The organism is Pseudomonas sp. NY15356 (assembly GCF_048068175.1).
Classification (GTDB): Bacteria; Pseudomonadota; Gammaproteobacteria; order Pseudomonadales; family Pseudomonadaceae; genus Aquipseudomonas; species Aquipseudomonas putida_K.
The window spans coordinates 1-23150 of sequence record NZ_JBLUPW010000047.1 but is presented as its reverse complement, the minus strand read 5'-3'; the positions used below and the strand labels follow the sequence as shown (position 1 = coordinate 23150).

At 60.9% G+C, this 23150-nt stretch carries 33 protein-coding genes; 3 read left to right on the top strand and 30 right to left on the bottom strand.

Annotation, left to right across the window (positions count from 1 at the left end; all coding sequences use genetic code 11):
- The 25 genes from ACNFCI_RS23345 to ACNFCI_RS23225 all read right to left on the bottom strand — a co-directional run.
- On the bottom strand, nt 1-2428 hold a 2428-nt coding region (locus ACNFCI_RS23345; protein ID WP_416768357.1), incomplete at its 3' end, for a host specificity protein J.
- 54 nt (nt 2429-2482) lie between these two features.
- Nucleotides 2483-3067 (bottom strand): tail assembly protein, encoded by a 585-nt coding sequence (locus ACNFCI_RS23340; protein ID WP_416768356.1) that lies wholly within the window; start codon nt 3065-3067, stop codon nt 2483-2485.
- Nucleotides 3064-3846, bottom strand: coding sequence for a C40 family peptidase (locus ACNFCI_RS23335; protein ID WP_416768355.1), 783 nt, complete (start codon nt 3844-3846; stop codon nt 3064-3066). Before ACNFCI_RS23335 ends, ACNFCI_RS23340 begins: the two co-directional genes overlap by 4 nt.
- A 2-nt stretch (nt 3847-3848) precedes the next feature.
- On the bottom strand, nt 3849-4550 hold the full coding sequence (locus ACNFCI_RS23330) for a phage minor tail protein L (RefSeq protein WP_416768354.1): 702 nt from the start codon (nt 4548-4550) through the stop codon (nt 3849-3851).
- 37 nt (nt 4551-4587) lie between these two features.
- Nucleotides 4588-4935, bottom strand: coding sequence for a phage tail protein (locus ACNFCI_RS23325; protein WP_416768353.1), 348 nt, complete (start codon nt 4933-4935; stop codon nt 4588-4590).
- Nucleotides 4935-7493 carry a phage tail tape measure protein gene (locus ACNFCI_RS23320; protein WP_416768352.1) on the bottom strand — a complete coding sequence of 853 codons (2559 nt, stop codon included), beginning with the start codon at nt 7491-7493 and terminating at the stop codon, nt 4935-4937. Before ACNFCI_RS23320 ends, ACNFCI_RS23325 begins: the two co-directional genes overlap by 1 nt.
- 56 nt (nt 7494-7549) lie before the next feature.
- Nucleotides 7550-7900 (bottom strand): superinfection immunity protein, encoded by a 351-nt coding sequence (locus tag ACNFCI_RS23315; RefSeq protein WP_416768351.1) that lies wholly within the window; start codon nt 7898-7900, stop codon nt 7550-7552.
- Nucleotides 7901-7959: 59 nt separating this feature from the next.
- On the bottom strand, nt 7960-8214 hold the full coding sequence (locus tag ACNFCI_RS23310; RefSeq protein WP_416768349.1) for a hypothetical protein: 255 nt from the start codon (nt 8212-8214) through the stop codon (nt 7960-7962).
- 29 nt (nt 8215-8243) lie between these two features.
- Complete coding sequence (locus ACNFCI_RS23305) at nt 8244-8582, bottom strand: phage tail assembly chaperone family protein, TAC (protein ID WP_416768348.1); 339 nt, start codon at nt 8580-8582, stop codon at nt 8244-8246.
- 9 nt (nt 8583-8591) lie between these two features.
- Nucleotides 8592-9107 carry a phage tail tube protein gene (locus ACNFCI_RS23300; RefSeq protein WP_367863120.1) on the bottom strand — a complete coding sequence of 172 codons (516 nt, stop codon included), beginning with the start codon at nt 9105-9107 and terminating at the stop codon, nt 8592-8594.
- A 52-nt stretch (nt 9108-9159) separates the two neighbouring features.
- Entirely contained in the window at nt 9160-9528 is a 369-nt protein-coding gene (locus tag ACNFCI_RS23295; RefSeq protein ID WP_416768346.1) for a DUF3168 domain-containing protein, read from the bottom strand.
- A complete protein-coding gene (locus ACNFCI_RS23290) occupies nt 9525-10010 on the bottom strand; it encodes an HK97-gp10 family putative phage morphogenesis protein (RefSeq protein ID WP_416768344.1) in 486 nt (161 codons plus the stop codon). Before ACNFCI_RS23290 ends, ACNFCI_RS23295 begins: the two co-directional genes overlap by 4 nt.
- A complete protein-coding gene (locus ACNFCI_RS23285) occupies nt 10003-10344 on the bottom strand; it encodes a phage head closure protein (protein ID WP_416768358.1) in 342 nt (113 codons plus the stop codon). Before ACNFCI_RS23285 ends, ACNFCI_RS23290 begins: the two co-directional genes overlap by 8 nt.
- Complete coding sequence (locus tag ACNFCI_RS23280) at nt 10344-10820, bottom strand: head-tail connector protein (protein ID WP_416768343.1); 477 nt, start codon at nt 10818-10820, stop codon at nt 10344-10346. Before ACNFCI_RS23280 ends, ACNFCI_RS23285 begins: the two co-directional genes overlap by 1 nt.
- 3 nt (nt 10821-10823) lie before the next feature.
- Nucleotides 10824-11201 (bottom strand): hypothetical protein, encoded by a 378-nt coding sequence (locus ACNFCI_RS23275; protein ID WP_416768342.1) that lies wholly within the window; start codon nt 11199-11201, stop codon nt 10824-10826.
- Nucleotides 11202-11245: 44 nt separating this feature from the next.
- Nucleotides 11246-12460 carry a phage major capsid protein gene (locus tag ACNFCI_RS23270; RefSeq protein ID WP_102082685.1) on the bottom strand — a complete coding sequence of 405 codons (1215 nt, stop codon included), beginning with the start codon at nt 12458-12460 and terminating at the stop codon, nt 11246-11248.
- Nucleotides 12461-12474: 14 nt separating this feature from the next.
- Nucleotides 12475-13350 carry a head maturation protease, ClpP-related gene (locus ACNFCI_RS23265; protein WP_416768340.1) on the bottom strand — a complete coding sequence of 292 codons (876 nt, stop codon included), beginning with the start codon at nt 13348-13350 and terminating at the stop codon, nt 12475-12477.
- Nucleotides 13351-13363: 13 nt separating this feature from the next.
- The gene (locus ACNFCI_RS23260; RefSeq protein WP_416768339.1) at nt 13364-14764 is read right to left on the bottom strand and encodes a phage portal protein; all 1401 of its coding nucleotides are present in this window, start codon (nt 14762-14764) and stop codon (nt 13364-13366) included.
- A complete protein-coding gene (locus ACNFCI_RS23255; protein WP_416768337.1) occupies nt 14764-16476 on the bottom strand; it encodes a terminase large subunit in 1713 nt (570 codons plus the stop codon). Before ACNFCI_RS23255 ends, ACNFCI_RS23260 begins: the two co-directional genes overlap by 1 nt.
- Entirely contained in the window at nt 16476-16859 is a 384-nt protein-coding gene (locus tag ACNFCI_RS23250; RefSeq protein ID WP_019438292.1) for a hypothetical protein, read from the bottom strand. The genes ACNFCI_RS23255 and ACNFCI_RS23250 overlap by 1 nt, the downstream gene beginning before the upstream one ends.
- A gap of 127 nt (nt 16860-16986) precedes the next feature.
- Nucleotides 16987-17355: an HNH endonuclease gene (locus tag ACNFCI_RS23245; RefSeq protein ID WP_416768336.1), complete on the bottom strand. Its 369-nt coding sequence runs from the start codon at nt 17353-17355 to the stop codon at nt 16987-16989.
- A complete protein-coding gene (locus ACNFCI_RS23240; RefSeq protein ID WP_416768335.1) occupies nt 17346-17525 on the bottom strand; it encodes a hypothetical protein in 180 nt (59 codons plus the stop codon). The genes ACNFCI_RS23245 and ACNFCI_RS23240 overlap by 10 nt, the downstream gene beginning before the upstream one ends.
- 60 nt (nt 17526-17585) lie before the next feature.
- Nucleotides 17586-17798, bottom strand: a complete 213-nt coding sequence (locus ACNFCI_RS23235; RefSeq protein ID WP_416768334.1) for a hypothetical protein — start codon at nt 17796-17798, stop codon at nt 17586-17588.
- A 49-nt stretch (nt 17799-17847) separates the two neighbouring features.
- The gene (locus tag ACNFCI_RS23230; RefSeq protein WP_416768333.1) at nt 17848-18129 is read right to left on the bottom strand and encodes a phage holin family protein; all 282 of its coding nucleotides are present in this window, start codon (nt 18127-18129) and stop codon (nt 17848-17850) included.
- Nucleotides 18130-18504 (bottom strand): putative holin, encoded by a 375-nt coding sequence (locus ACNFCI_RS23225; protein WP_416768332.1) that lies wholly within the window; start codon nt 18502-18504, stop codon nt 18130-18132.
- Between the two features lie 154 nt (nt 18505-18658).
- Between ACNFCI_RS23225 and ACNFCI_RS23220 the strand changes: the two genes are divergently transcribed.
- Nucleotides 18659-18913, top strand: coding sequence for a type II toxin-antitoxin system RelE family toxin (locus ACNFCI_RS23220; protein ID WP_416768330.1), 255 nt, complete (start codon nt 18659-18661; stop codon nt 18911-18913).
- On the top strand, nt 18897-19223 hold the full coding sequence (locus tag ACNFCI_RS23215) for a helix-turn-helix domain-containing protein (RefSeq protein ID WP_289717717.1): 327 nt from the start codon (nt 18897-18899) through the stop codon (nt 19221-19223). The genes ACNFCI_RS23220 and ACNFCI_RS23215 overlap by 17 nt, the downstream gene beginning before the upstream one ends.
- Nucleotides 19224-19425: 202 nt before the next feature.
- On the opposite strand, the gene ACNFCI_RS23210 is transcribed toward ACNFCI_RS23215, so the two are convergent.
- Nucleotides 19426-19935 (bottom strand): acyloxyacyl hydrolase, encoded by a 510-nt coding sequence (locus ACNFCI_RS23210; RefSeq protein WP_016489223.1) that lies wholly within the window; start codon nt 19933-19935, stop codon nt 19426-19428.
- A gap of 249 nt (nt 19936-20184) precedes the next feature.
- Between ACNFCI_RS23210 and ACNFCI_RS23205 the strand changes: the two genes are divergently transcribed.
- Nucleotides 20185-20535, top strand: a complete 351-nt coding sequence (locus tag ACNFCI_RS23205; RefSeq protein ID WP_416768328.1) for a hypothetical protein — start codon at nt 20185-20187, stop codon at nt 20533-20535.
- A gap of 105 nt (nt 20536-20640) precedes the next feature.
- On the opposite strand, the gene ACNFCI_RS23200 is transcribed toward ACNFCI_RS23205, so the two are convergent.
- From ACNFCI_RS23200 to ACNFCI_RS23185, 4 genes are all read right to left on the bottom strand, one after another.
- Nucleotides 20641-21015 (bottom strand): antiterminator Q family protein, encoded by a 375-nt coding sequence (locus tag ACNFCI_RS23200; protein WP_416768327.1) that lies wholly within the window; start codon nt 21013-21015, stop codon nt 20641-20643.
- Nucleotides 21012-21299 (bottom strand): hypothetical protein, encoded by a 288-nt coding sequence (locus tag ACNFCI_RS23195; protein WP_416768326.1) that lies wholly within the window; start codon nt 21297-21299, stop codon nt 21012-21014. The genes ACNFCI_RS23200 and ACNFCI_RS23195 overlap by 4 nt, the downstream gene beginning before the upstream one ends.
- Nucleotides 21292-22680 carry a replicative DNA helicase gene (locus ACNFCI_RS23190; protein WP_416768325.1) on the bottom strand — a complete coding sequence of 463 codons (1389 nt, stop codon included), beginning with the start codon at nt 22678-22680 and terminating at the stop codon, nt 21292-21294. Before ACNFCI_RS23190 ends, ACNFCI_RS23195 begins: the two co-directional genes overlap by 8 nt.
- Nucleotides 22677-23150, bottom strand: a 474-nt coding sequence (locus ACNFCI_RS23185; RefSeq protein ID WP_416768324.1) for an ATP-binding protein, incomplete at its 5' end; no start/stop codon positions are given. The genes ACNFCI_RS23190 and ACNFCI_RS23185, both read right to left, overlap by 4 nt.

Here is a 23150-nt window from a genome sequence, read left to right as displayed (position 1 = left end):
AGAAGAACGACACACCAGCTTTCAGCCCCTGCATCACATACTCGCTCTGCGGGTACGCCACATCCGTGAGCTTTGCTGCTCCCTCCAGGTTATTGCTCGGGCCATACCAGACCTCGGTGCGCTGGGTATCCTCCGCATCAGCGGGGAAGCCCCACTTGAGCGCAATGCCAAAGACAATCGAGGTGGCCGTGAGATGCGTAATCGCAGGCGGCGGCGTGGTTTTGCCCAGGACATCGGTGAGCATTGACACAGTCGGTATAGACGACACATCCATCGCGTTTACTGCTCGGACGCGAGCCAGGTACTGGCCGGCATAGACGCCGCGCACATCAACTGCCAACTCACCTGTGCGGGGTACCTTGATCCAATCGCGAGAACCCCAGCGCCATTCCACGTCATAGGCCACGGCGCCTGGCGCAGCATCCCAGCCGATGGTCATCGTGGTAACCGATATTCCTTGGTCAACAGATGAGTGACTACTGATCAGTACACGCGCTGGTGCGTCCTGAATGCCGGGCGGCAACACGCTGATCGGCCTATCATCAATCATGGTTCCGTGATCGATGGCGTCGAACTTACTAGGCTCGTGCTGGATAAGATCAAGTTGGAACCGGGTCCATTCCGGGCGCGTCACGTTGCGAACGTAGAACTGCATCAGTTTGAGATCGTCGTAGTCGATCGCCCAGCCGCATTCGGGCTGCGGGACCTCGCTGTAGTCGGCCATGACAGTGATCTGCCGCCCGCTCACCGAACGAACTTGCCGTGCCTCGGCCTTTCCGCTGGGCAGGTTAACTAGCAGACGAGCGCCCGCGGGAACTTCGATGTCACGGTCGAGTGTCACGACACGCCCAGCGACAGCAGCAATCCGACCTCCGTTGGCCCTGCCTGCCAGCATCGGATCGGACAGCGCGATCACCGTGCCGGGCTTCGGGATGTAGCCGTCGAGGCCTACGTTGATCGTCGCGCCGCGAATCTGCAGTTGCTCTGTCAGCAAGGCCCATTTCCCGGCGCGCTGGGCCTGACCTCGGCTGGTGCAGCCAACGGCCTCAACAGAAACGTCGCGGACACCGTACTCGGCCATGGCGTCCTCATCGAATACCGGCTCCTTATCGGTCTCAAAGCCCTGCTCGGGATCGTCGAACGAGACCATGGCCAGGCTATGGCGGTCGCGCCATTTGCTGCCCGAGTACTTGACCACACCATCACCAAGGATCTGGGAAGTGGTGTAGGTATAAAGTGGATCTTGCGGCATGTCGGCGTTTACCGCGATCTGGCTACCGTCCCAGTAGGCCAGGCCGTGGAAGATCGCAGCTAGGTCCTGCAGCACCGCCCAGGCCTCAGCCTGCTTCTGCAGGTACAGGTTGCAGGTAAAGCGCGGTTCTTGGCCACCCTTCCCATCCGGTACCAGTTGGTCGCACCACTGCGCAATACGATATAGCGACCAGCGATTTATCATCGACGCGTCGATGCGGTCACCGAGACCGTAGTACGGATGCAGGGCTAGGTCGTAGAACACCCACGCCGGGTTATTGGTATAGGCCTCTTTGAACGTCCCATTCCACACCCCGTTGGTGGTACCGGCGCCGGAGGTGGCATAGGTGCGGGTCTCGGGATCGTAGTTCATCGGCACCCGAACAATACGACCGCGCATCAGAACAGCGATCTTAGGGAAGTCACCGCCGAATTGCTGGGCGTCGTATTCCACGCAACCGACCGCCGTGAGTGGGTATTCCTGATCGCTATCGACCACCTCGGCGACCGCTTCAACAATCATGGCATCCTGCACCAGCGAACTGTTGGCCTCCGGCGTCAGGCGACGGGCACGGATCGTCCAGCGCGCCCCATCAGGCAGCTCGATACGGTGCGACCGTTCGTATTTGGTGACGTTCTTGCGGTCCACGCTCGAGGTCAGCACCTGTTGGTACGAACCGCCATCCGTGGCCACGTCAATCGCATAGTCGATGTGCACGCCGTTGATGTTCCCGCCGCTGTCCTGGGCCTGCAACACAGGCCAGGAGAACCGCACTCGAACGGCATCGATCACGGGGTTGTTGATCGAGTGAACCCAGGGCGCAGTGGTGCGCAGTTCCTGCCCGACCTGGATCTCATTGCTCGACTCGGTCACCCCGGCCAGGCGCTCCTGGTGCAACTCGCCAGAGCGGAACTGCCACTTCACACCGGGGTAGTTGATCGTACCGTCTTCGGCCATGATCGGCGTTCCGTCGAGCTTGACTGAGCGCAGGCCGTTTACAGGTCCGACGATAGGCCCCCAGCTCCAGAGGTAGACCAGGCGCGCCGTGGAAATCGACGGCACGCTGTTCGAGGCAATGCTGGGCTGCTTCGGCTTCTTGCTACCGCCCTTATGACCGACGACCTGGCGGCGTGGCGACCGCTTGGCCGTGGCCTTGCGACTCACTTCTGCACCCATTCATTCCTCCAGAAACAAAAAAACCTGCCACAGCAGGTCAGGTAGTTCGATTGGTTACAGCTTGTCTTGTGGATAAACCCCGCCGGATTCGATGGCCCCACCGATTTCTCGTTCGCCGTACAGAACTGGATAAGGGTTGCCCTGGGCGATGGTGGTTACAGCCGAGCCGAAGCCATAGCTGGGGTTGTTGCCGTCCTCGTTGCGATCCAGGCTGCCAGTCTTGGGCGTCGGTGAAAGCATTTGCACAACACCGCCCAAGGCTATGCCGGCACCTCCTGCCATCATCGCGACCCCTATCGCAGAGGTGGTGCCGAAAGTGAAATAGCCCGCCACCACCAGCACGGCACCAAGCACCACCTGGAATAGGCCGCCCTGCTTGCTACCCTGGATGATCGGCGCGATGCGGATCTCTTCGGCTGCGCTGCCTTGCAAGTCCAGCTCCTCTGGTGCCAGGTTGCGCCGGCCAGAAAAGACCGTGAACACCAAGCCTCGCTCCTCGCCTGTGGCGAGAAACTTCTCGAACCCAGGCACCATCATGCAGAGTGCTTGAATGGCATCGCGCGGACTGTATACGTCCAGCAGGTACTCCCGCCCGAAGTGCTTGCGGAGCACGCCGTAGAGTTTCACCGTGCGCTTCATGGCTGGTAGTCCTTATGGCGTAGGATCAGGCGGCAACGGTTGGCCATCGACCACCCGTAGATTTCACGGGTTGATGCGCGGCCGGCCATGTGGTGGTAGATGAACGGCCCGGCGCCGCCCAGCGCCGGGGCATCCTCGCTGATCAGGGCGGGCTCGTTGCCGAGGTAGATCGCCGCATGGTTCGGGTGGAAACACGGCCGGCCCGGCGATGGGACCATGAAAACGAGCATGTCGCCGCGACGCAGATCGCTGACCTTGTAGAAGCCAGCTCCTTCGAAGTTATCCTCGTACAGGCTCGGGCCGTCGGCCTCCTCCCACCACAGATCCTTGCGCTCGAAGTTCGGCAACTGCAGGCCGGCCTCGCGGGCGTACCAGTCGCGGCAAGCGCCCCAGCAGTCGAGCAAGCCGTGGGAGAACTCGCGCCCCAGCAGCGGCGCGGTGTAGCCGGAAGGCTTGAACCACTCCATATCGCCCCCAGGCCAGGCCACGATGCCCCACGGCACTTCATGCAACTCGCAACTGACACGGTCGGCCATGCTCGGGCGCGGGGCACCGTCCGGGTGGCTGTGGATGATCGCCAGCAGCTCGCCCCGATCTTCGGCGTTGGCCAAGTCCTCGTGGTGCAAGGTGAACTGGTCCCGTGGCGTCCGAGCCAGATTGCGGCACGGCACATACTCCCGACCATCGGCTGTCTTAATCAGCACCCCGCAGGCTTCTGCTGGGTGCTCGCGTTCGGCATGCTCGCGAATCGCGGCCTGCAGCTGTTGGTTGATGCGCATGGTTACCTCGAGCTTGCGATCAGGCTTGCGCCCATGGAGCCACCGAAGCGGCGGGTGTTGTTGCGCAGCTTGCAGCTGTTCCAGCGGCCGCCACAGCGATCGAGCGCGGGGTTGTCAGTTGGCTCGTTCTGCTTAGTAAACATCGCCGCCCCGGTGTAAGCGCAGGCCTCACCACGGTAGCCACCACGCGTGGCCCAGCGGCATAGCTTGGTGATCTGCTGGCTGGGCAGCTGCACGCCGCCAAGGTCCAGCGGGCTCGACAGCTGGAACGTCACCTGCTCGCGGTCTTCCTCGGTCTTCTGCTCGATAAACCAGAGGTTTTCCCGGGCCTGGTTGGCGGCGTTAGGGTTGCCCTCGGGGAAGTTGGCAGCGTCGAGAAAGTGGCGAAATGTTTCGATGACCTTGACGCGGGCGCCGGCCAGGTCCTTGAGGGCCAGGCATAGGGCCGACACAGCGCCGCGCACACCCCCGATTTCATTGACCAACTGCAGGGTTGGCGTCGCGGGCCTGCCGTCACCTCGAATATCGAAGCCCTTGGCCTCGATCTGGATCGCCTCGTACAGCTGACCTTGCCAGATAATGTCGCCTTCCTGGGCGTGGCCGTGGAACCGCATCAGGTTGCCACCCAGGCGGGTAGCGTCCACCTCGTACAGCCGGATCTGGTTACCCGGCTCGAGTTTCTGGATATCGGTTTCGAAAGTCATGGGTGCCTCAGAAAAAACAAACCCCGCTAAGGCGGGGTCAGTAGGGGGTGAAAACCTGCTTCATCGTAAAGCTGATCCTGAATAGGCCGGCGCCCAGCGGGTCGAGCTTGTAGTCCTTGACCTTGTACCGGCCCTGGGTGCCTCCTGGAGGCGTCCAGAGGAACGACTTGTACCCTTCGTGACGATCCAGGAAGTCGCGCATCAGGCGAAGCTCCTGGCCACTGTCCAGGCTGCCGGTGGCCTGATGCGACCACTCCTGCGACTTGCCGTTGATCCCGGTGCCGCCAGACTGGACGTAGCCGTCCCCGAACTCGTTCTCCCAGGTCCGATGCTTGATCTCGCCCGAGGCGCCGACCCTGGTGCAGAAGCCGAATGTCTCTGCCATTACCGCCTCCACATCGAGCCGCCCTGGGCGAACTCTTCGTTCACCACCTCGCGGATGGTTTGCCTCAGCGCTTGCCCCATCACCTCTCCCTGTCTGCGCGCCGCTTCGTCACTCATGCCAGGCTGGGCCTGGACGGTAACCGGTGCATTGATAGTGATTCCGCCGCCCAGGCCTACGCCGGCGCCAGCGTCGTTAGCGTTGCGCAGGTACTGGGTGAGGTCGCGGTTCTGGTTCGGGTTCAATACTCGCTCGCCGCCGTCGAGCAGCCATGTTCCCTCACGGGGGATGCTGTCGATACCGTCGTGGGCCATGCCCATGAGGGCGGTGGAAGCCACGCCGGCGACCATCGGTGCGGTAGCCATAGCAGCTGTCATTGCTGCAGCCGGGGCCAGTAGCGGCCCCTCGATAGGGATGGCCGCAGTCGAGGCGTAGGCCGCAAGCTGCGCCTGGAAGGACATAGCCTGGGCGTTGGCTACCATCCCCATCCCAGCCATCGACTGCGTGCTCTTGCCCACCATCAACTGCACCGCCTGGTAGACAAGCCATTGGGCTGCCATATCGGCCAGGGCCTGAACCATGGACTTGGCGAACCCTGTCACCATATCCATCAGGGCATCATCAGCATCAGATGCCCCTGTGGCCACATCGGACAGGAAGTTGCCAAGCTCACTTCTGGCGCTGCCAAGAATCGAGGTAGTGGCATCGGCAGCCATGGCCGAGTAGTTCGTGGCTGCGTCGGCGAAGTTCTCCCAGGCGCTGGTGACGCCATCCATCCAGTTGGCTTGCGCCTCATCAAGCTGGCTGTAGTAGTCGTTCTGCAGGTCCAGCCGTTGGGCCAGGGCGTCACTCAGGACCTGAGTCTCCTGGTCGTACAGCTCCTGGCTGATATCGCCGCTGTTGCGCTGCAGCACCAGCTCACGCTGCTGGCGGTTGAAATCTTCCTCGATTGCCAGGCGCTCTTTCAGCCGCTCCTTGTACTTGTCGCCGCGTCCGGCGCCGGCCAACTCCTGATCGAACCCGCTGCGCGCGGTCTGGTAATCCTCGCCAACGTTGGCCTGGAACGCCGCCAGCTTCTTGGCATCCTCGTTCTGCTGCTTGATCTGCTTGAGCTGGTCGAGTTCCGCGGCGAGCCCCTTCAGGCGATCCTGCTGCTGGGCGCTTAGCCCGTGCAGCTTCCCTGACTCCAGTTCGAACTGCAGCTTGGCCGCCTCGGTGGCATCCTTGCGCTTGTCAACCTCGGTGTTGATCAGGGCGATCTGGCGCTTGTAGTTTTCCTCGGTTGTCTCGAAAGCCTGGGTGATCTTCTTCTGCGCAGCCCCCGCAGCCTTTTCGGCGGCCTTTTGAGCATCGGTCTGCCCAAGCACTCCAGGCTTCCCAGCACCAGGCAAATCCAGCTTTGGAAGCTCTGCTGCGGCCTTACGCGCTTCCTTTACATAATCGCGGATGGCGTCACCGGCCCATGCCTTGCTCATGGTCTCGCCGAGTTCCAAGAACGTGGTGTTTGCTACCCGAGCGTTGATCTTGGCATCACTACTCATCTGGTCGGAGTTCTTCTTGAAATCCTCCGACATGTCGCCGAACGTTATCTTGCTCAGTGCAAGGTTTGCCGTGGCCCCAAGGCTTTGAAAATAAGCCATGGCAGTAGCGTACGTGCCAACCGTAGCTATCGCTGCGACTTTGAACGCTCTTCCAATACCATCAGCGGTAGAGGCCGCCATTGCACCGACTTCTACTAGATCATTGGCAAACTCTCGCACTCGCACCTGCAGTCCGCCAGCTTCCTTGGTCGTATCCGCAAAGTCTTTAGCGAGCTGCGCCAGTACAGGCATGAACTCGGCTGCCAGTGCTGTTTTTGCGGAACTAGCGTACTGCCCGATGGTGGTGAGCTGATTGTTGAACTCCAGAGCCGCTGCAATGGTTGTTCCGTCAAGAACCATACCAGCGGCCTCAGCGGAGTCGCCGAGCTCCTTGAACCTTTTCCCGCCGTCTGCCAGCAGAGGAACCAAAGCGGTCGCCTCATCCGCAATGGCCTCCATGAAAAAGGTCATCTGCGCCTGGTTAACGTTGGCCTTCTGCAAGCTGCTTACGTACAGCTGCAATGCTTCTGCGCTGTTCAGCTTGCGGAACTGCTCAGCCGTCACGCCAACCTTCGGCGCGATCGTTTCGAAGAAGTTCTTGAGCTCGCCGCCACCGGTAGCGAGAAAGTCGCCGACTTTGTCGTTGGTGTCCTTGAAAATATCCGAGAGTTTGTCCTGCTGGATACCAACAGAAGACGCGGCAGCAGCGTATCTCTGGAACTCGGTGGCACTGAGCCCAGCCAACGACGAAAGGTTGGAAATCTCTTTTGCAGCAGCAGCGGAGCTTGCCACCAGTCCCGCTACAGCTGTTGGGATCGCGGCGAATGTTGCGCCTACCGCAGCACCAAGGCGCTCGGCGGACTTCTTGATCTCCGCCATTCGTTTCTGCGTTTCTCGGCCAGCTTTATCCAGCGGGCCGGTGAATCCGCCGATTTTGGCTATCAGGTCAAGAGTTAAAACGCCAAGAGAACGGCTCGCCATACTTTCCTCCAGGCGAAAAAAAGCCCGCGCTTGGCGGGCTCATTGCTTGCAAATAGCTACCCCCGAAGGAGCTTGCTCTTTTCCCTTTCGTACTCATCCTGGGTGATATGGCCACGATCTTTGAGAGAAGCGAGTTTCTCCAAGCTTTGATACGGATCATCAGGCGAGCTAGAGTTTAATATAAATACTTCATCTGAGCGCGCCCCACTCCTCGTATTAGCCGACACGCTCCAGATAAGCGCAACAATCCAGCCAATAATCGTCCACCCAAGTAGAAGATTAAGAAGAATTACGCCAATCCGATTTTGGTGCTTTCGAGCCGTAGCGATAATCGAAGGCGTGAAGTACAGCGCAAAAATCATGACAAGCATGACAAAAGGCTGAGAAGACTCTGGATCAACGACCATTGTTAAGTACTCCCTGTAAATCTGGGAAATCTAACACACCTGCGTTGAAACCAAACTCTTCACCGCCATTCAGCCATCGCTTTTTCCAAAGCCGACCCCGGCTTGACATGATGCGGCATGAAGTCATGGAGCTCCGCCTTCCCGCCACCGCTGCGGTTCACCTGCATCGCAACGATAGCGGCCGACAGCTCCTGTCGGCGCGCCAAATTCAGCGACCCATGCTTATCTCGGTAGGCGACCCAGGCCAATACCTCCGCATAAGAGAGCGTGGCCTTGGCCTCTGCGATCGTGTTACCGCCGATCCCATTGAGCACCAGCTCATGCCACAGCTCGTCAGCCGAGGTCAGCTCTTTGGGGGCGGGTTGTTAACCGACTTCACGGCCTCGTAGAGCGCCAGACCGAGGCCTGGGTCGAGGTTCACGGCATCTTCGAATGGCAACTCCTCGGTACCATCCTTGCCCAGCATGACGCTTGCCGAGAGCAAGCTTGCCGTCCGGAACTGTTCGGTTTCGCCCCTGGCGTACATCTTCTCCATCACGCCAAACGAGTGCCGGCGAATGTGCACCGTGAATTTATCAGTGACAGGTTTACCGTTCTTGTCGATGTGCTTCCACTCGACTTCCTTCGGAACCAGGGCATCAGCAACGACGCCCCCTTTCTTCTTCAATTGCGCGAGATCCATGGATCCCCCTTAAGCAGCTTTCTTGATCCAGGCGGAACCGCCCGAACGTTGGATGGAAACCGCAGTGCTGACCACGGAGTTGGCGGCGAAGTCGAACGGGAAGTCGGCGACATAGCCCTGGAAGACAAACCAGGTGCGGGTCGTCGGCAGCTCGAAATCATCCCCTTCAGTGTTGAGGGTTGGCAGCGCGGTCGGGTTGCCGTCCGCATCGAGAGGGCCATCGGACCAGCCCACCGCCCAGCGAATGGTGGTATCACCATCGGCCTCAGAAAGCTGGTGCAGCCGGATATGGCTGGGACTGTTTGGGTCGGCGTTGATGGTCAGAGATGCCTGGCCGGGCGTGCGCAGGCCTGGCTTGTAGGTCCGCTCCTTGGAGCTGAGGCAGGTGTCCTCGATCTGCTCCTTCGGAGACCCGCCAGGGTTGAACGCGGTGGCGCATTCCACCTCCATTACGGTGAGCGGGCCAGTGCCAGAGGCAGGCGGGACCAGGGCAAAGACCTGGGTGCCTTGGGTCAAAATCGACATGGTGGTCTCCTGTCGGGCAAAGAAAAGCCCGCTCGAGGCGGGCCTGGTTGGCTCAACGGCGGACTATCCAGTCCACGTCGAAGCTGGTTCGGTAGTTCTTGGTGGCTGGGTCACGGCCTTCGCCGCCCCAGCGGGTGACATTGGCGCGCAACTCGATGGCATCACGGACGGCATCGCGCACTTGGCGCACAGAGGTGCCGGTGGTGCCGTACACGTCGATCTGCAGCGTGAAGCCGTCGACATCCGGGCGTCCGGCGAGGTAGTTCTCCGGCGATCCGTTGACGAGTTGCCACACGGCATAGGGCTTGGCCACGGCATCCGGCGCCTCGCCAAAGGAATAGAGCCGCATATCCGCGCCAGCCCCCAGCAAAGCGGTAACCGCTGGAGAAGCCAAACAGGCCTGAACAATCGGTGGTGTCATGAGGACGCAGCCTTCTTCGCAGCGCGCCGGATAGCGCGGTCAATGCTCTTCTCGTACTCGGTGACAAAGGTGTTGGTCGCCTCGCTGATGCTGTTGGCCAAGGCTGGTCGCATGAACGGAGCCGCAGCCATTTTCTCGGTACCGAACTCGAACAGGCGCCAGTGAGGCGTCGGCGAATTCGGGCTGAGGTCCCCGCCATCCTTGAGCACGGCGCCGTGCAGCACGCCTATCCGAAAACCCAGGTCACCTGTCTGCTTGAACAGCCTGCCATTCCAGCGCAGGGCGATGTTGTCGGCGATCGAGCGGCCAGTATCCTTGTCATCGATGCGTTCGGCACCTTCCTTGGCCTTCTGCACCACCACCTGGGCAGCCCGGCGCAGCGCGGCCCGGCCACCCTTGCGGCGAACGTCGTAGCTCACGGCGTCCAGCTTACCCAGCAGGCTGTCCAGGCCGGTGATGCTGAACTCGACGCCATCAGCCATCCTTCACCCCCTTCTCGACCAAGATCGTCAGGTAGTCGAGGCCGGACTTAGCGTCAGCCAGCGGCGGGCCGACGATGCTGTACACCTCGCCCCGGTACAGGATGCGCATGGTTGGGAGCACGCCGTGGCGGTACCGGATGACCATCCGGCTCGTGGCCTGGGCCTGTCCGGCCTGGGCCGATATGAAATCCCGAGCCGACAAGTCTTCGACACTGGCGGGACACTTTGCCCAGCGGGTGACCCATTCCGGCTCGCCGAACTCCAAGGTCGCCGGGTCACGCACCGGCTTTAGCTCCTGAATGTCGATCCGGTGCCGCAGCCTGCCGGCCTGCATCACACACCCATCCGGATGCGGTAAGGCATCAGCAGGTGCTGGGACGCCAGCGGCAGCTCGGCGGTGATGGTGCCTGTGACCACTTCCTCACGGTTGGCGAACAGGTGGCCCAGTTTCAGCAGGCAAGCAGCCTGGATCGCAGGGTTGATCACCATGCCGTAGGCGATGGCGTCTGCCTGGTCGTAGGCGTCCGCCAGCGCCTGGCGGGCATGTTCGAGCATACGGCAGCGAATGGCGGGGTCCTGCTCCGCCTCAGCAGCAGCAACCGCGGCTGCGTTCGCATCCTTGGCTTCCTGCATGGCCGTCGCCACACCTGCTCGGGCTTCGTCGAGAGCCACCTGGTCCAGATAGAAACGGCGGTTGAGGAACTGCATTGCCGCCTCCTCCGCCGCATCAAGCTGAGCCTGGACCAGGATCTGGTCCTCAGGCTCGGCAAGCAGGTGGTGCATGGCCACTTCGATGGCGATCACGGACATGGATCACTCCTTCGTCTGCTCTGGCTCGCCACCTGCGATCAGCCGAGCGGCTTCCGCATTGGCCTCTTCCTGATTGCCAGAGAACGCGCCAACTTGGTTGCCGGCGGCGTCAACCACAATCCACTTCCCGCCGCCCTTGTGCTTCGCCTTGAAGGCCGCGGCCGGTGTAGCGGTGGCGCCCAGGGAGCCGGAAGTCAGCACGCCGGCGCCTGCTGCATCTTCCTGGGAGACGGTTACCACCACCTCACCTTCAGAGTCGTCCGGCTCGGCATAGCCCTTCTGGATCAACTGGCGCCCATGCTGCTCAATGGTCTCGAACGGGGTGCCCTCCACCAGGGTTTGGCCGCCCAAGTACAGAGGTTTCAGGGTTTTCAGCTTCATGAATGCCTCCAAGGGCCGCCAGTCAGACGGCCCTCATAGGGTGGTTACGGGGTGGTAGGTGCAGTGAAGGATCCGTAGATGAACGCCTCGGGACGCTTCACTGCCAGGGCGAGACGCTCTTCACAGCGAATCGAGATCAGGTTCTTCTCGAAATCGTCGGCGTTCTCGGTCGAGATCACCACGTTGGCATCTTCACGGTCGAACAGCTGAGCGCCGGTCTGGAAGGCGCCAGTCAGGAACTTGCCCTGGAAGCCGACAGCTTCGGTAGCCACCACTGGCAGGCCCCACAGGACCGGACCAGCCAGACCCAGCGGGTTGGCCAGGATGTAGCGACCCAGAGTGTCCTTGGTCAGTTCGATCTTCGCCCAGTCCGTGAAGTGCAGGACATGGCCGGAGGCCGGAAGGCGCGCCAACTGGGCCTGCAGCATGGCCAGACGCAGGTCATCGATACCGGATTGGTTCTCGACCGCGAATGCCGGAGTGAATGCAGATGCCTGCGGCACGATGCCGTGCAGGTGCACACCGGTGCCGTCGCCGAACAGGATTTCCTGCTCCTCGACGTACTTGAGGCCATAGCGCATCTCGACATCGACGGTGGAGCCCAGCTGCGCGAAGTCGTCCAGGATCTGCTTGGAAGCCTTGAACATGTGAGCGATGGTCGATACTGCGGTGAGCTTCGACGCGAACTGGATGTCGGAGTACGGTTTGGCGGTGCCCTCCGCTACGACCTTGGCAGCGTTGGTGAATCCAGTCTGCTGCACCCAGAAAATGGCCGGTGCAGTGGTTCGGCCAGGGGCGATCAAGTCGCGGATGAACAGGCGCTGCTTTGGCGCGGTGTCGATTCCGGGCAGTCGCTGCGGCTCTACGATGCCGGCCGGAACGTCGGTCGACAGCAAGGCGGCGCTGACCGGAATGTTGACGCGCTTGCCGCCTTCAACGCTGGCCGCGAATTGTTTCAGCGCCTCGCTCTTGATCACCACGCCGCCGAGGCTATCGCGGATTTGTGGAGTGCTGGCCGAGGGCAGGCGTGCGAATTCCTGCTCGAGTTCGCCCAGCTGGGCTTTCAGCTGCTTCTCGGCCTCGGTCAGGCTGTTGAACTTGGTCGCCAGTTCGTCAACTGCGTTCTTGGTTTCTTCGGACAGGCTGCCGGCCTTCTTGGCCTCGGCCAGGGCGTTCTCGGCCTGCTTGCTGAAATCGCTGGTGGCTTGCTTCAGCTCGGCGGAAACCTGCTTCAGCAGGTCAGCGGTATTGTCTGCCATGGGATCTTCTCCGGTTACTTGAGGGCTGCTGCCGAGAACCGCGACATCGCGGCCTGTAGATCGGCAAAGTGGGCGGCCAGATCGGCCTGGTTGTCGGCAGCGGTGCGCGTACCGGAGGAGGCAGCGCCAGGCGTACCTCCTTTGAGTTCTTGAATCAGGGCGCGGCGCTCAGAGCGAGGCATGCCCTGCTTGGCTAAGATGGTGTCCAATCGGCGGGCGGCGATCTGCTGAGGCGCGAGGGCCTGCGGGTCTTCTTGAGCTGCGTCAGAAGGAAGGAGACCGTCTGCGAATCCCGCCTCAACTGCGGTGCTGCCACCCATCCATGTCTCGACATCCATCAAAGCGCGCATGGCGGAGGTGTCGTCACCCGTCCTGACCGAGTAGATGTCGGCCAGGGTGCCATCGATTTGGTCGAGAAAGTCTGCCACCTCCGTGAAGTCGTTACGGTCGCCGGCGGCGATAGTCCAGGCGTTGTGGATCATCATGAAGCCGGCCCGGGCGATCTGGATTTCATCACCTGCCATGGCGATGAACGACGCAGCAGAAGCGGCCAAACCAAGCACCTGAACGGTTACCTTGCCCTTGTGCTCGCGCAGCAAGTTGTAGATCGCCAAGCCTTCGAAAACATCGCCGCCTGGGCTGTTGATCTTCACGGTGATGTCTTTGTCGCCGATGCTGCGAAGCGCGGCGCTGACGCGCTTAGCGGTGACGCCCTCGCCCGTCCACCAGTCCATGCCGATCGGGTCATACATGGTGATGGTGGTGGCATCGTCACCAGCCGATGCCTTGATCGCCGGGTTCCAGCGCTCCATAGCTTTCGGCAGCAGATCGGATTCGACGCGCGCGTGCGGCCGCACCGCCGGCGCTGCCGGTAGTGTCTTGAGAGTCATGGGTTACTCCAGGTCAGGCCGCTTTGAGCAGCGGCATCGATATCAGCGCGTGGGCCATCATTGGGCCGTCCGGATTTCCGGATTCCAGAGCCTGGGTCGCCAGCTCGACCGCCTTGTTGATGGCCTCTCGGTCGTCGTTGTTGCGTGCCGAGACCAGCCGAAGCATGAATGCCGAGGCAGCTGGCGATACGCCGGCGCTCGGCCTCCCGAGTTGATCAAGAGGCACCAGCGCAGACTGGACCGTGTAGGTGTCACCACCAGGGATAGGTGGCATGTTCTCCAGCCGGCGCACCTCATTGCGAGACATCCAGCCATTTTGCAGAGCCGTGTTGTACCAGGCCCCGCGGCCTGCGCTGTCCGCGCGCAGCAGGCCTTCCACTGCGAACTCAGCGAAGTAGTCGTCGGCATCGGCCTCGCCGATCAGGCAGCGAGTGATTTCCTGCTCGATGTTTACCAGCAGCGGCCGCAGGCTGTTGGTGAGGAAGTGGAGGTTCTGCGCCTCAACCGAAGCAGCCCAGCTGGACTGCTTGTCCATGTGGCCGACCATGAAGGGCGGAACACGGAACCAGCGGCAAATTTCCTCAACGTTGAATGCACGCGACTCCAGCATTTGCGCTGCTTCGGGGTTCATTGTGATGCCCTGGTACTTCAGCCCTGCCTCGGCGACCATGATCTTGCCGGCGTTGTTCGAACCCATGAAGGCGGTAAGGCTCGCTCGCAGCTGCTCCCGCTGAGCAGGTTTCAAGTCGTTGTCGCTGCTGAGGATGCCTGACGCTTGCATGCCCTGGGCGAATACCTTAGCTGCGGCCTCCTCTGCCGACATCGCCGAACCGAGGATCTCGCGCCCCGTGGTGATGGGTAGCATCCCACAGACCCCATCGAGGCCGAACGCACGAATGTGCATCAGGTTCTTTTCGGGGATCTCCCGTTCAACTCCGTTCTCGCTGTACTTGTACTGAAGACGACCGTTTTCCAGCCTCTTCACCGACACGCACTGAGGAAGCAGCGGCACCAGCGCCACTACGCGCTGGCCGACCATCTTCTTCTCGACAAAGGCGTTGCCCCGCAAGCACAAGCTTGCCACCACCAACAGCATGAACCGCTGAGGAGTCATTTCGGCATTCGGCACTCGGCACAGCAATCGGTACAGCGGGTGATCCTTCGCCGGCTCCCTCGATCCATCCGGAAGACGCCGGTAGAACCTCAGTGGCAGCGTGGATACCGATTCTGAGAGCAGCCGAACGCATGCCCAGACCGTCGATAGCTGGAGGGCCTTGTCGACGGTGACGTGCTTGCCACTGGCCGAGCTGCCGAACCACTCTTGCCAGAAGGCGCCGGTATTCAGGCCGATGGGCACGCCCAGCCAGTCCAGCAGTGCGGTCTTTACCCGCCCTGGTTTCTTATCGCGCGCCATTAGATCCCTACCATGATGGGGTTTTCGAAGAAGCCATCTAGATTTGAGTTGTCGTTCCCGCCCAATTTGATCACCACGGCGCAGCCGGTGATCAAGCTCACCATGCCGTCGATCTTGTTCTCCGGACGTTCCTTGTTGGGGTAGATGTTGTCCTTCACGTCGAGCTTCGCGACGACGTTGGAAGCCATCCAAGTCAGCACCGGGCAATCGCCGTGGGCCAGCTTTCGCTGCAGCACCAGCGCTTCAACCTCTTTCATGGGCTCGCTGAGGTTCTGCACCGTCTGGCGCAGCTCAACCATCGGCAGCCCCTCGGCATCCATTTCCTGGGCAAGCTGGGTGGCCTGCCATGGGTCGTAGGCATAGGCTCGAATGTCGAACCGGCCGGCAAACTCGCGCATGTCCTCCTTGATGACTTCGAAGTCTGTTACCTCACCATCCGTGAGGGTCAGGAGGCCCAAGGCGTCGAATTCACGGTACCTGGCGGTGTTGCCGTCCAACTCCTCGAGCACGCGCGCTTCCGGCAGGTAGTACCTGGCGTGGATGTGCCAGAACGGATCGTCGCCATGAGGCGGGAAGATCAGCAGGTTTGCCGCGATGTCGATTTTGCTTGCCAGGTCGAGGCTGCCATAGCACGGGCGGCCTTCCAGTTCCGCCAGGCTTTTTCTGGCCGGGGCCTCTTTCCAGCGCAACATGTTGAGCCAGGCGTTCTTGGCTCCGACCCACTCGTTGAGATGCTTGGTGCGGAAGGTCGCTTGCTTGGTCGCCGACTGCATTGCGTCACGCTGGCGTGCCAGCAAGAAGTCCTCACCGACCGAGATCCCGAAGTTTGGGTTTGCCTTGCGTAGCGCTATATCGCTGGTCCAGTCGTCTCCCTGGTCGATGGTGTAGAGAGCCGCCCAGAGGTCTGGCCGATCGATCACGCCTTCCAGCATCCGCTCGGCATCCCGGATCAGTTGGTGGCATGGGCCACCAATGCTTGATCCAGCTGTGGTGATCACCAGCATTACGGGCTGCTCGCGCGCCCCCATGCCAGTCTCCATCGTGTCATACAGCGTGGAGTCTTGGTGCTCATGGTACTCGTCAACGATCGAACATGATGGAGATGCACCGTCGCCTGGTTTCCCGATTACCGGCTCGAAGCGCGATCCGTCGGCCAGCACGACCATGTTTGAGGCGTTCACGTCGACACCATAATGCTCGCGCAGATCGTCGGTGCGCTCGACCATCTGCTTGGCCGGCCTGAACACCTCCCAGGCCTGCTTCTCGGTGGTAGCGCCGGAGTAGACCTCGGCCCCGAACTCGCCATCAGCGACGAACATGTACAGGCCAACCCCGCCGCCGATGATCGACTTGCCATTCTTGCGTGGCACAAAAATGAGGATCGTCCGGTAGCGCCGGGTGCCGTCCTTCTTGCGGACCCAGCCGAACGGCACGCAGACCGAGAAAAGCTGCCACGGCTCAAGCTTGATCAGCTGCTTCTTTCCGCCCCATTTGCCCTTTGTGTGCGGCAGCAACTGCAGGAACTTGGCGACTCGCTCCCCCTTGGCCGGGTCGAACTTGTACGGGAAGTCCTTTCGCTTCGAAGCAGCCAGGTCGTCAAGGTGACGCTGGGCCAGCAACTTGATCCACTTGCAAACGAGGATCTTCCCGGCGACGACATCCTTGGCGTACTTCTCAGCCGCCTTCATCAGCGGAAATTTCGTCTTTGCCATCACAGCTCCGCGAATGCATTGCCCTTCGGCGCGTCCTTCTTGCCGCCGCCAACCTTGGATCGGTCAGCCGGGGTCATACCGAACTTGCCGAGCATGGCCTCCAGCCGCACCAGCTTGGCAGCAGGGAAATCGAGTGGGTCGTTGCGGAACTGGGCCAGCAGGTTGGCGGCCAGTTCCAATGTCAGTCGGTCGGAGTTGGTCAATACGTCCCTTGGGGCGTACTTGGCGATCTCCTTCCAGGCGTGAAGAACTGCTCCGTTGATGTGAGCCGGCGGGGCGGTCAGCTCGCCCACCGGTTCAGCGTCCTCGCGGCGCCGCTGGGGGTCTTTCTTGAACGCACCCGTCAGCTCAAGCACGTTCGTCGGCTTGCGCGGTCGGGCCATTTTGGAAACCTGAATTTTGCGGAAATAGAAAAAAGACTGAGGGCGCGGTGTCCGACCGAAAGGCCCTGAACTTTTGACCCTCCCCCTCCCCATAAACGAGATTTCGTCTCATTTACACCGTTTTCGATCATTTTTTGATCGTTTTCGACTCCCGCTGCGTCTTCGCCTTGTGGCAGTCGCGGTTGATCGCCCGAAGGTTGTGGTCATCGTCGGTGCCGCCGTGGGCAAGGGCGACAATGTGGTCAACCTCGTGTGCTTCTCGGATGCGGCCAAGCTTGGCGCAGTCGTCACACCGGCATAGGTACTGATCTCGCTTCAGGATTCGCTCACGCTTGCGCCGCCATGGGCGACCACCACGGCCTGACCCCTTACGTGTCGCCCATGCCTTGGCCTGCTCGGCAGCCAGGCCGGCATGGCCATCGCAATAGCCATTGGCGTTGCGGTGCAGCGATCGACAGCCCTGTGCCCGGCATGGTCGTTGTGGTCTCAGCGGCATGGCGCACCACTCAGGTAAGTCAGTGGCGGCTCATCGGGCTCGGGCCCAACGTCATCCGCGAGAGCTTCGATCAACGCCAGGTTCTGGGTCGCGATCTGTTCGAGTAGGCTGGTCTGCTTCTGCTGCTGCTCCAAGATCTGCTGGAGCAAAGAGATTGCTTGCTCGTTCACGGGCCACCTTCATCCACTTGTTGATCCATTCGCGCCGGGCGGCGCATCCGCTGCAGGCCATCAGCCTTTGGCCGGGACCAGCTCGTAACGAGTCAGCTGCTCAGCAAACTGCGCCGCCTCTGGCTCCTCGACAAGGCCGGTGACTTCCACGGAAGCGGGGGTGCCTGGCTGGATTCGGACAACCATGCCAGTGACTTTCGATGGGTCGAGGCCAAGCACCTTGCAGATGCTTTGGCCAAGTTCTTCACTCGATACAGCTTTCAGTTGGGTCATAGCTCTTCCTCGCGCCACGAAACGGCGCATCTCGAATTTGTGGCGCCGATCAATCCACCCGCACGATCTTGGCCACGTTGCCCTTGGCCCGGCACACCAGTACGGCAGCGAGCAAGTAGAACGCGGTGTTGAACCAGGAGGCGTCGGCGAAGTCGTCATGCAGTACCATGCGGCCGACCAGGCTCACGAACTGCATCCCGGTGATCGCACATGCGGCCCAGGCCATCAGCGAGACGCCCAGCTTGTAGCGGGCATCGGGGTAAGGCCGATAGCGCAGCCCGATCATCACGAAGATGACGGCGCACAAGGCGGCCTGGATAACGGCAACCATTCAACCCTCCTTCCTGGCTCGCAGGCGGAAGACCCATTGCAGCCAGCGCGGCATCTGACCGGTCTGCATCCACTCCAGCAAGCCGGAGAACGTGACCACACACAGGACACCACAGACGAAGGCAGCGAAGCCCGCCGTCTGCGTCCAGGCTCGCCCCATCAGCTCGGCGGCACCGAGGTAGCCACCGATCCAACCAGCCAGCAGGTAGCCGATGCGGCGAAGCATGCCGATGTCTCTGGCATACACGACGTAGAAGAAAGCCCCGCCGAACGCGCCCACCAGGGTGGCCAGGTCCAGCTGAGGAAAGACAGCACCCAGGCCGACGCTGGCAAGTACGCCGGTCACTGCAAGGGCGCCGGTGCTTGGCTCGGCCATAGGTGATGCTCCAGAAACGAAAAAGCCCCGGCGAATGCCGAGGCCACGATGAAATCATAAGACTCTATAAGTATCTATTGGGTGTTTTTGCGGCAAATCACTTGTAAAGACTTATACAAATACTTATTATGGCCTCACAAGCAGCGAGGCACACATGAACAAGATCAACTGGACACGGAAAGCAGTGAAGCAACTCGGCAAGATCAACAAGGCCGATCAGTCCAAGGTCTACGATGCAGCTCAAGCCCTGGCCCACATGCCGAACGTCCAGAACATCAAGAGCCTCAGCAACCACCAATACGGCTACCGACTCCGGGTAGGTAACTACCGAGTGATGTTCGACTGGGACGGCGGCGTAAAGATCGTGAATATCGAAGAGGTGAAAAAGCGCGATGAACACACCTACTAACGTGCAAATCATCAACGGGCCGGATGGAACGCCGGCCTTCGTTGTCATCCCCTATGTCGACTACGTGAAGGACCACCCTCAAGAGGACCTAGTGCCGAATGAGGTCGTCGGCTACATGGTGAAAGAGGGCTTGACCCCTGCCGCAGCCTGGCGCAAACACCTGGGCCTGTCGCAGGCTCAGGTGGCCGAGCGAATCGGTATCACTCAGCCCGCCTATGCCCAGCAGGAGCAAGCCGCCAACCCGCGCAAAGCCACCCGCGAAAAGATCGCAGCGGCACTTGGCATTGCGCCCGACCTGCTGGATATCTGAGGCTGATGTGGTGGCGAGTCCTTGGAATTGGTGCGGAGGGCCGGTGCTTCCCGGCTTATTGGCCTGGATCGCTGGGTCACGTACCCCAGACTCTCATCGCGTAATCGATGATCGACGCCACTACCGACTTAGTCCAGCTGCCTGAGCGTGTCATCCGCATAAAAAAGCCCGCACAGGGCGGGCAAAGAGGGATCGTGCTTTTTTAAATCTGGTGGCTGTAGAACAGCGAGTACGACTCGATACCGTCGTTGGGCTGCTTAATGCCAGCGTTGGAGTAGTGAATCGCTCGGATGCCAACCTTCTGCGTCTCGCCGATCTTCAAGCCCGCACCGATGCGGTCTTCGAAGTTGAAGGCCGAACCAAAGTCCTGGTCACCTGCGGACGTACCAGAGAAGACCGCCAGGCCGATGCCAGCCTCAACGAATGGCTTCACGTTACCGCTGCCGAACTCGTAAACGAAAACTGGCGCAAAGGACAGCGAGTGAGCGCCACCGGAAGCATCTCCTGCTTCCCAATAGGTATACCCAGCATCCCAGTAACCGGTTAGACGGCCAGTACTGGATTCAAACCAGCTTTTGTCCCAGTTAAAGCCAATGCCGACGCGCGCTGTAAGACCACCTTGGCCTGTCGCGCCAAGCGCTCCGGATAACTCAGCCGCCCCGGCGGACGCAGCGAAAAGGGAAAGCGCCACAACGGCGAGAACGTTTTTCATACGCACGGTCTTCCATGTTATTGAGTAGCAACCTATCAGAATCATAGCGCTATCAAATCGTTCCCTCATACAAGAAAAATGCTTTTTTTGGAAAGCTACCTGAATCGAAGCCCCTCAAAAACACAAAACCCCGACACGATGGCCGGGGTTTTTCAGTGTCGCGTTGCTTGAAAGCTGGACACGCTGCTATGAAACCTATCCGGTCTTACACAGCTACAATGTCCGCTTCAATCTGCTTGAGGTGTGATCATGAGTGATGTTGGAAAAACCTTCTTGACCGTCATCCGCTTGGCCAACGAGAACGCAAAGCCATCGCACCTTAGGTCGCATGGGCCGCTTATCAAAGACATCATCGAAAAGTACTCGAACCGCAATTGCCAGCTCGTCTTCACTAGTCCGGATGGTTCGACATTCGGATGGCTACTCAACACCACGCAGCCTCTTGGGAAGCTCAAGGCTGCCCTATATGGCAAGACCAAAGATACTGACATTTCGCCACTGCTGAATGGCGATTCTTTCCTCGGTATGGAGCTGGCCAAGGAATTTGATGGCACAGGCTTCAGCAATGCATGGTCCTGGCTCCAGCATCACTTGCAGTAAACGAAAAACCCCGACGCAATGGCCGGGGTTTGTCTGTGTCGCGTTGCGTTGCATGCCGGACACCGTGCCATAAAAACAGGTCTTTATCCGGCATGAAAGAACTTTTTACGCCGCCTCGCTGATTCCATGCAGGTAGCCATCGACGAAGCCGACGCCGCCTTTGACGATCTCCCTTGCTGTGCGCTCAGAGATTCCAGCTGACTCGCCCAGCCGCACCATCGTCCACTTCGATCCGAAGTAGAGCCAGACGAAGTCGCCCATCTGCTGGTTGCGCTTGCTCAGCTTGGCCACCGCCGAGTCGATCGCCAGCGCTTCATCGTCGGTCAGGGTGTACTGGCATCCACCACCAGCAGCGGCAGCGGTGATAGAGGGCGACACGTATCGTGGGACTCCCATCCCATCCATTCGCCAACTGCCCCATTGCTCGAGCAGCCATTCGGTATCTCCCAGCGGCTTGTCCATGTAGGTGCGTTTCTTCATGCAGCCCTCCGGGGCGTTGGGTCGGTATCCAGGCCGAACAGCTCGCAAAGAAGCTTGTAGGCGTGTTTGTTCTTGGCGTTGCCTTCGGTAATCCAGGACTTGGCGAACTGCTCAAAGCCGACATTGGCCCGCGAGGCATGCCAGTCCGCGACGATGTCCATGAGCGCCGCAGAGGCGATCCGGCCATTGGGCTGCTCCAGCAGCATACGGTTGCCCACCTTGAGGAATTTACACTCCACGCCGGTCAGGCTCTTGCGCGGCAGAGCCGCAGTTACGTTACCCATGAGCTTGGCTCCCCTTGTATCGTTGGGCATAGCTACCGCGACCTATCTCGACCTCTTCGTCGCTGGGCAGCGAGCCGGCGAAGTTCGCGAACCGCCCATACTGGCCTTCCTGCTGGACAACGCAGCTTCCCACCCTGGCATGTCGGCACTTGGTCATTAGGATCTCGGTGAGGCCGTTCTGGCCCTCCTCCGTGTCCATGTCGCGGTGCACCATGAGGATGCAGCTGGCGTCCGCCTCGATCTCACCCGAGTCGCGCAAGTCACTGGATTGAGGCTTCTTGCCCGGGCGCTTGGTCGAATCGCGGTTGAGCTGCGCCAGTTCGATGACGGGTATCGCCATTTCCTTGGCCAGCTGCAGCAGAGCCTTGCTGATCTTGCCCACCTCCTCACTCCGGGTACGTCCGGCACGGTCACCGCGCACCAGGGTCAGGTAGTCGACCACGATGCCAGCCAAGCCGTGCTCGCGCTGGCACTGGCGGGCGGTGGCTCGGATGGTCGCCGGCGTCTGCACCGGGTCATCGCAGACGAACAGCGGCGCATCCAGGGCCAGGCCTACAGCGGCGCTCATCCTGGCCCAGTCGTCGTCGCGCATTGCCACCGGGTTGTCCAGTTTCTGCAGCGCCACGCCGCCCAGCGAGGCGATGGCGCGCAGCCCCAGCTCCTCACCTGGCATTTCGATGGAGAACACCAGCCACGGCTTCCGCTCCTTGACGGCGTTGTGCTGAGCGATCTGCAGGGCCAGGGTTGTCTTGCCACTGCCAGGCAGACCGGCGATCACGGTGACCTTCTTCGGGCGGATGCCCGCGACCAACTCATCCAGCTTGTCGAGCCCGGTTGACGGCCACTTCGGCGCAACCCCGCGATGCTTCTCATCCACTAGGTCGGCGGCATCGCCCATCCACTGGTCCAGCCGCTTGTAGCCCTTGGTCTCGCCGTCGAGGTTCCGCAGATCAGCCATGGCCTGTTGAGAGGCGGCGATCACCTCCGCTGTCGGAGCGCCAGCCTGGACCATTTCCTGGGCCTGGCCGGCGATGTCGAGGATTCGGCGGATCACCCCCCACTCCTTGACGTGTTTGGCGTAAGCCTTCCAGTTGGCCACCGAAGGGACTTTGTTGGTCAACTCGGCTGCATAGGCAATGACCTGGTCGCCGCTGGGTAGGGTTCGCTGCACCGTGCCCACGGTAACCGGGTCGATCGGCATGCTTCGATCGCGGCACTCGAGCATGATTTCAAACAGCGCCGCGTTGTCAGCGTGATAGAAGTCGCTTGAGGTCATCTGGCCCAGGATGTCCTCGACCAGCCCGTCGTCCTGCTGTAGCGCGGCCTGCATCACGGCGCCGAGCACGCCGTGTTCAGCCTCATCGCTGAAGAGCTCCCTCATGCCGCCGCCCTCATCGAGGACCAGGTGAAGCCCACGACACGCCCACCGTTCTGCCGCAGGCGGTCGAGCGCGCGCTCGCCGATGTAGGCCTTCAGCTGGTCGGGGCCGAGGTTGCTGATCAGCACGGTCGGCAGCACGGCTTGGTAGCGGCGATCGATGATGTTGTGCAGCAGGCCCAACTCGTATTCCGATCCCTTCTGGCATCCCACCTCGTCGATCACCAGCAGGTCCAGCCCGCCCAGGTGCACCACCACATCACGGTCGGTGTAACCCGAACCGGGCACCATTGAGCCGCGGGCGATGCTGACGATGTCGCCGGCCGGGATGATCAGGGCGCTGGCTCCGTCGGCCACCACGGTTCGGACGATCGAGCTACCCAGGTGGGTCTTGCCGCACCCGACATTGCCGGTCAGCAGCAGAGAACGGCCCGCCCGGTAGTGTTCGGGGAATCGTGCGGCATAGTCGCGGCA

Bases quoted from the DNA above. Each gene is read 5' to 3' on its own strand.
- ACNFCI_RS23340 (WP_416768356.1), bottom strand. From the start codon at position 3,067: ATGAAGCGCACGGTGAAACTCTACGGCGTGCTCCGCAAGCACTTCGGG.
- ACNFCI_RS23335 (WP_416768355.1), bottom strand. From the start codon at position 3,846: ATGCGCATCAACCAACAGCTGCAGGCCGCGATTCGCGAGCATGCCGAA.
- ACNFCI_RS23330 (WP_416768354.1), bottom strand. From the start codon at position 4,550: ATGACTTTCGAAACCGATATCCAGAAACTCGAGCCGGGTAACCAGATC.
- ACNFCI_RS23325 (WP_416768353.1), bottom strand. From the start codon at position 4,935: ATGGCAGAGACATTCGGCTTCTGCACCAGGGTCGGCGCCTCGGGCGAG.
- ACNFCI_RS23320 (WP_416768352.1), bottom strand. From the start codon at position 7,493: ATGGCGAGCCGTTCTCTTGGCGTTTTAACTCTTGACCTGATAGCCAAA.
- ACNFCI_RS23315 (WP_416768351.1), bottom strand. From the start codon at position 7,900: ATGGTCGTTGATCCAGAGTCTTCTCAGCCTTTTGTCATGCTTGTCATG.
- ACNFCI_RS23305 (WP_416768348.1), bottom strand. From the start codon at position 8,582: ATGGATCTCGCGCAATTGAAGAAGAAAGGGGGCGTCGTTGCTGATGCC.
- ACNFCI_RS23300 (WP_367863120.1), bottom strand. From the start codon at position 9,107: ATGTCGATTTTGACCCAAGGCACCCAGGTCTTTGCCCTGGTCCCGCCT.
- ACNFCI_RS23295 (WP_416768346.1), bottom strand. From the start codon at position 9,528: ATGACACCACCGATTGTTCAGGCCTGTTTGGCTTCTCCAGCGGTTACC.
- ACNFCI_RS23290 (WP_416768344.1), bottom strand. From the start codon at position 10,010: ATGGCTGATGGCGTCGAGTTCAGCATCACCGGCCTGGACAGCCTGCTG.
- ACNFCI_RS23285 (WP_416768358.1), bottom strand. From the start codon at position 10,344: ATGCAGGCCGGCAGGCTGCGGCACCGGATCGACATTCAGGAGCTAAAG.
- ACNFCI_RS23280 (WP_416768343.1), bottom strand. From the start codon at position 10,820: ATGTCCGTGATCGCCATCGAAGTGGCCATGCACCACCTGCTTGCCGAG.
- ACNFCI_RS23275 (WP_416768342.1), bottom strand. From the start codon at position 11,201: ATGAAGCTGAAAACCCTGAAACCTCTGTACTTGGGCGGCCAAACCCTG.
- ACNFCI_RS23270 (WP_102082685.1), bottom strand. From the start codon at position 12,460: ATGGCAGACAATACCGCTGACCTGCTGAAGCAGGTTTCCGCCGAGCTG.
- ACNFCI_RS23265 (WP_416768340.1), bottom strand. From the start codon at position 13,350: ATGACTCTCAAGACACTACCGGCAGCGCCGGCGGTGCGGCCGCACGCG.
- ACNFCI_RS23260 (WP_416768339.1), bottom strand. From the start codon at position 14,764: ATGGCGCGCGATAAGAAACCAGGGCGGGTAAAGACCGCACTGCTGGAC.
- ACNFCI_RS23255 (WP_416768337.1), bottom strand. From the start codon at position 16,476: ATGGCAAAGACGAAATTTCCGCTGATGAAGGCGGCTGAGAAGTACGCC.
- ACNFCI_RS23250 (WP_019438292.1), bottom strand. From the start codon at position 16,859: ATGGCCCGACCGCGCAAGCCGACGAACGTGCTTGAGCTGACGGGTGCG.
- ACNFCI_RS23245 (WP_416768336.1), bottom strand. From the start codon at position 17,355: ATGCCGCTGAGACCACAACGACCATGCCGGGCACAGGGCTGTCGATCG.
- ACNFCI_RS23235 (WP_416768334.1), bottom strand. From the start codon at position 17,798: ATGACCCAACTGAAAGCTGTATCGAGTGAAGAACTTGGCCAAAGCATC.
- ACNFCI_RS23230 (WP_416768333.1), bottom strand. From the start codon at position 18,129: ATGGTTGCCGTTATCCAGGCCGCCTTGTGCGCCGTCATCTTCGTGATG.
- ACNFCI_RS23225 (WP_416768332.1), bottom strand. From the start codon at position 18,504: ATGGCCGAGCCAAGCACCGGCGCCCTTGCAGTGACCGGCGTACTTGCC.
- ACNFCI_RS23220 (WP_416768330.1), top strand. From the start codon at position 18,659: ATGAACAAGATCAACTGGACACGGAAAGCAGTGAAGCAACTCGGCAAG.
- ACNFCI_RS23215 (WP_289717717.1), top strand. From the start codon at position 18,897: ATGAACACACCTACTAACGTGCAAATCATCAACGGGCCGGATGGAACG.
- ACNFCI_RS23210 (WP_016489223.1), bottom strand. From the start codon at position 19,935: ATGAAAAACGTTCTCGCCGTTGTGGCGCTTTCCCTTTTCGCTGCGTCC.
- ACNFCI_RS23205 (WP_416768328.1), top strand. From the start codon at position 20,185: ATGAGTGATGTTGGAAAAACCTTCTTGACCGTCATCCGCTTGGCCAAC.
- ACNFCI_RS23200 (WP_416768327.1), bottom strand. From the start codon at position 21,015: ATGAAGAAACGCACCTACATGGACAAGCCGCTGGGAGATACCGAATGG.
- ACNFCI_RS23195 (WP_416768326.1), bottom strand. From the start codon at position 21,299: ATGGGTAACGTAACTGCGGCTCTGCCGCGCAAGAGCCTGACCGGCGTG.
- ACNFCI_RS23190 (WP_416768325.1), bottom strand. From the start codon at position 22,680: ATGAGGGAGCTCTTCAGCGATGAGGCTGAACACGGCGTGCTCGGCGCC.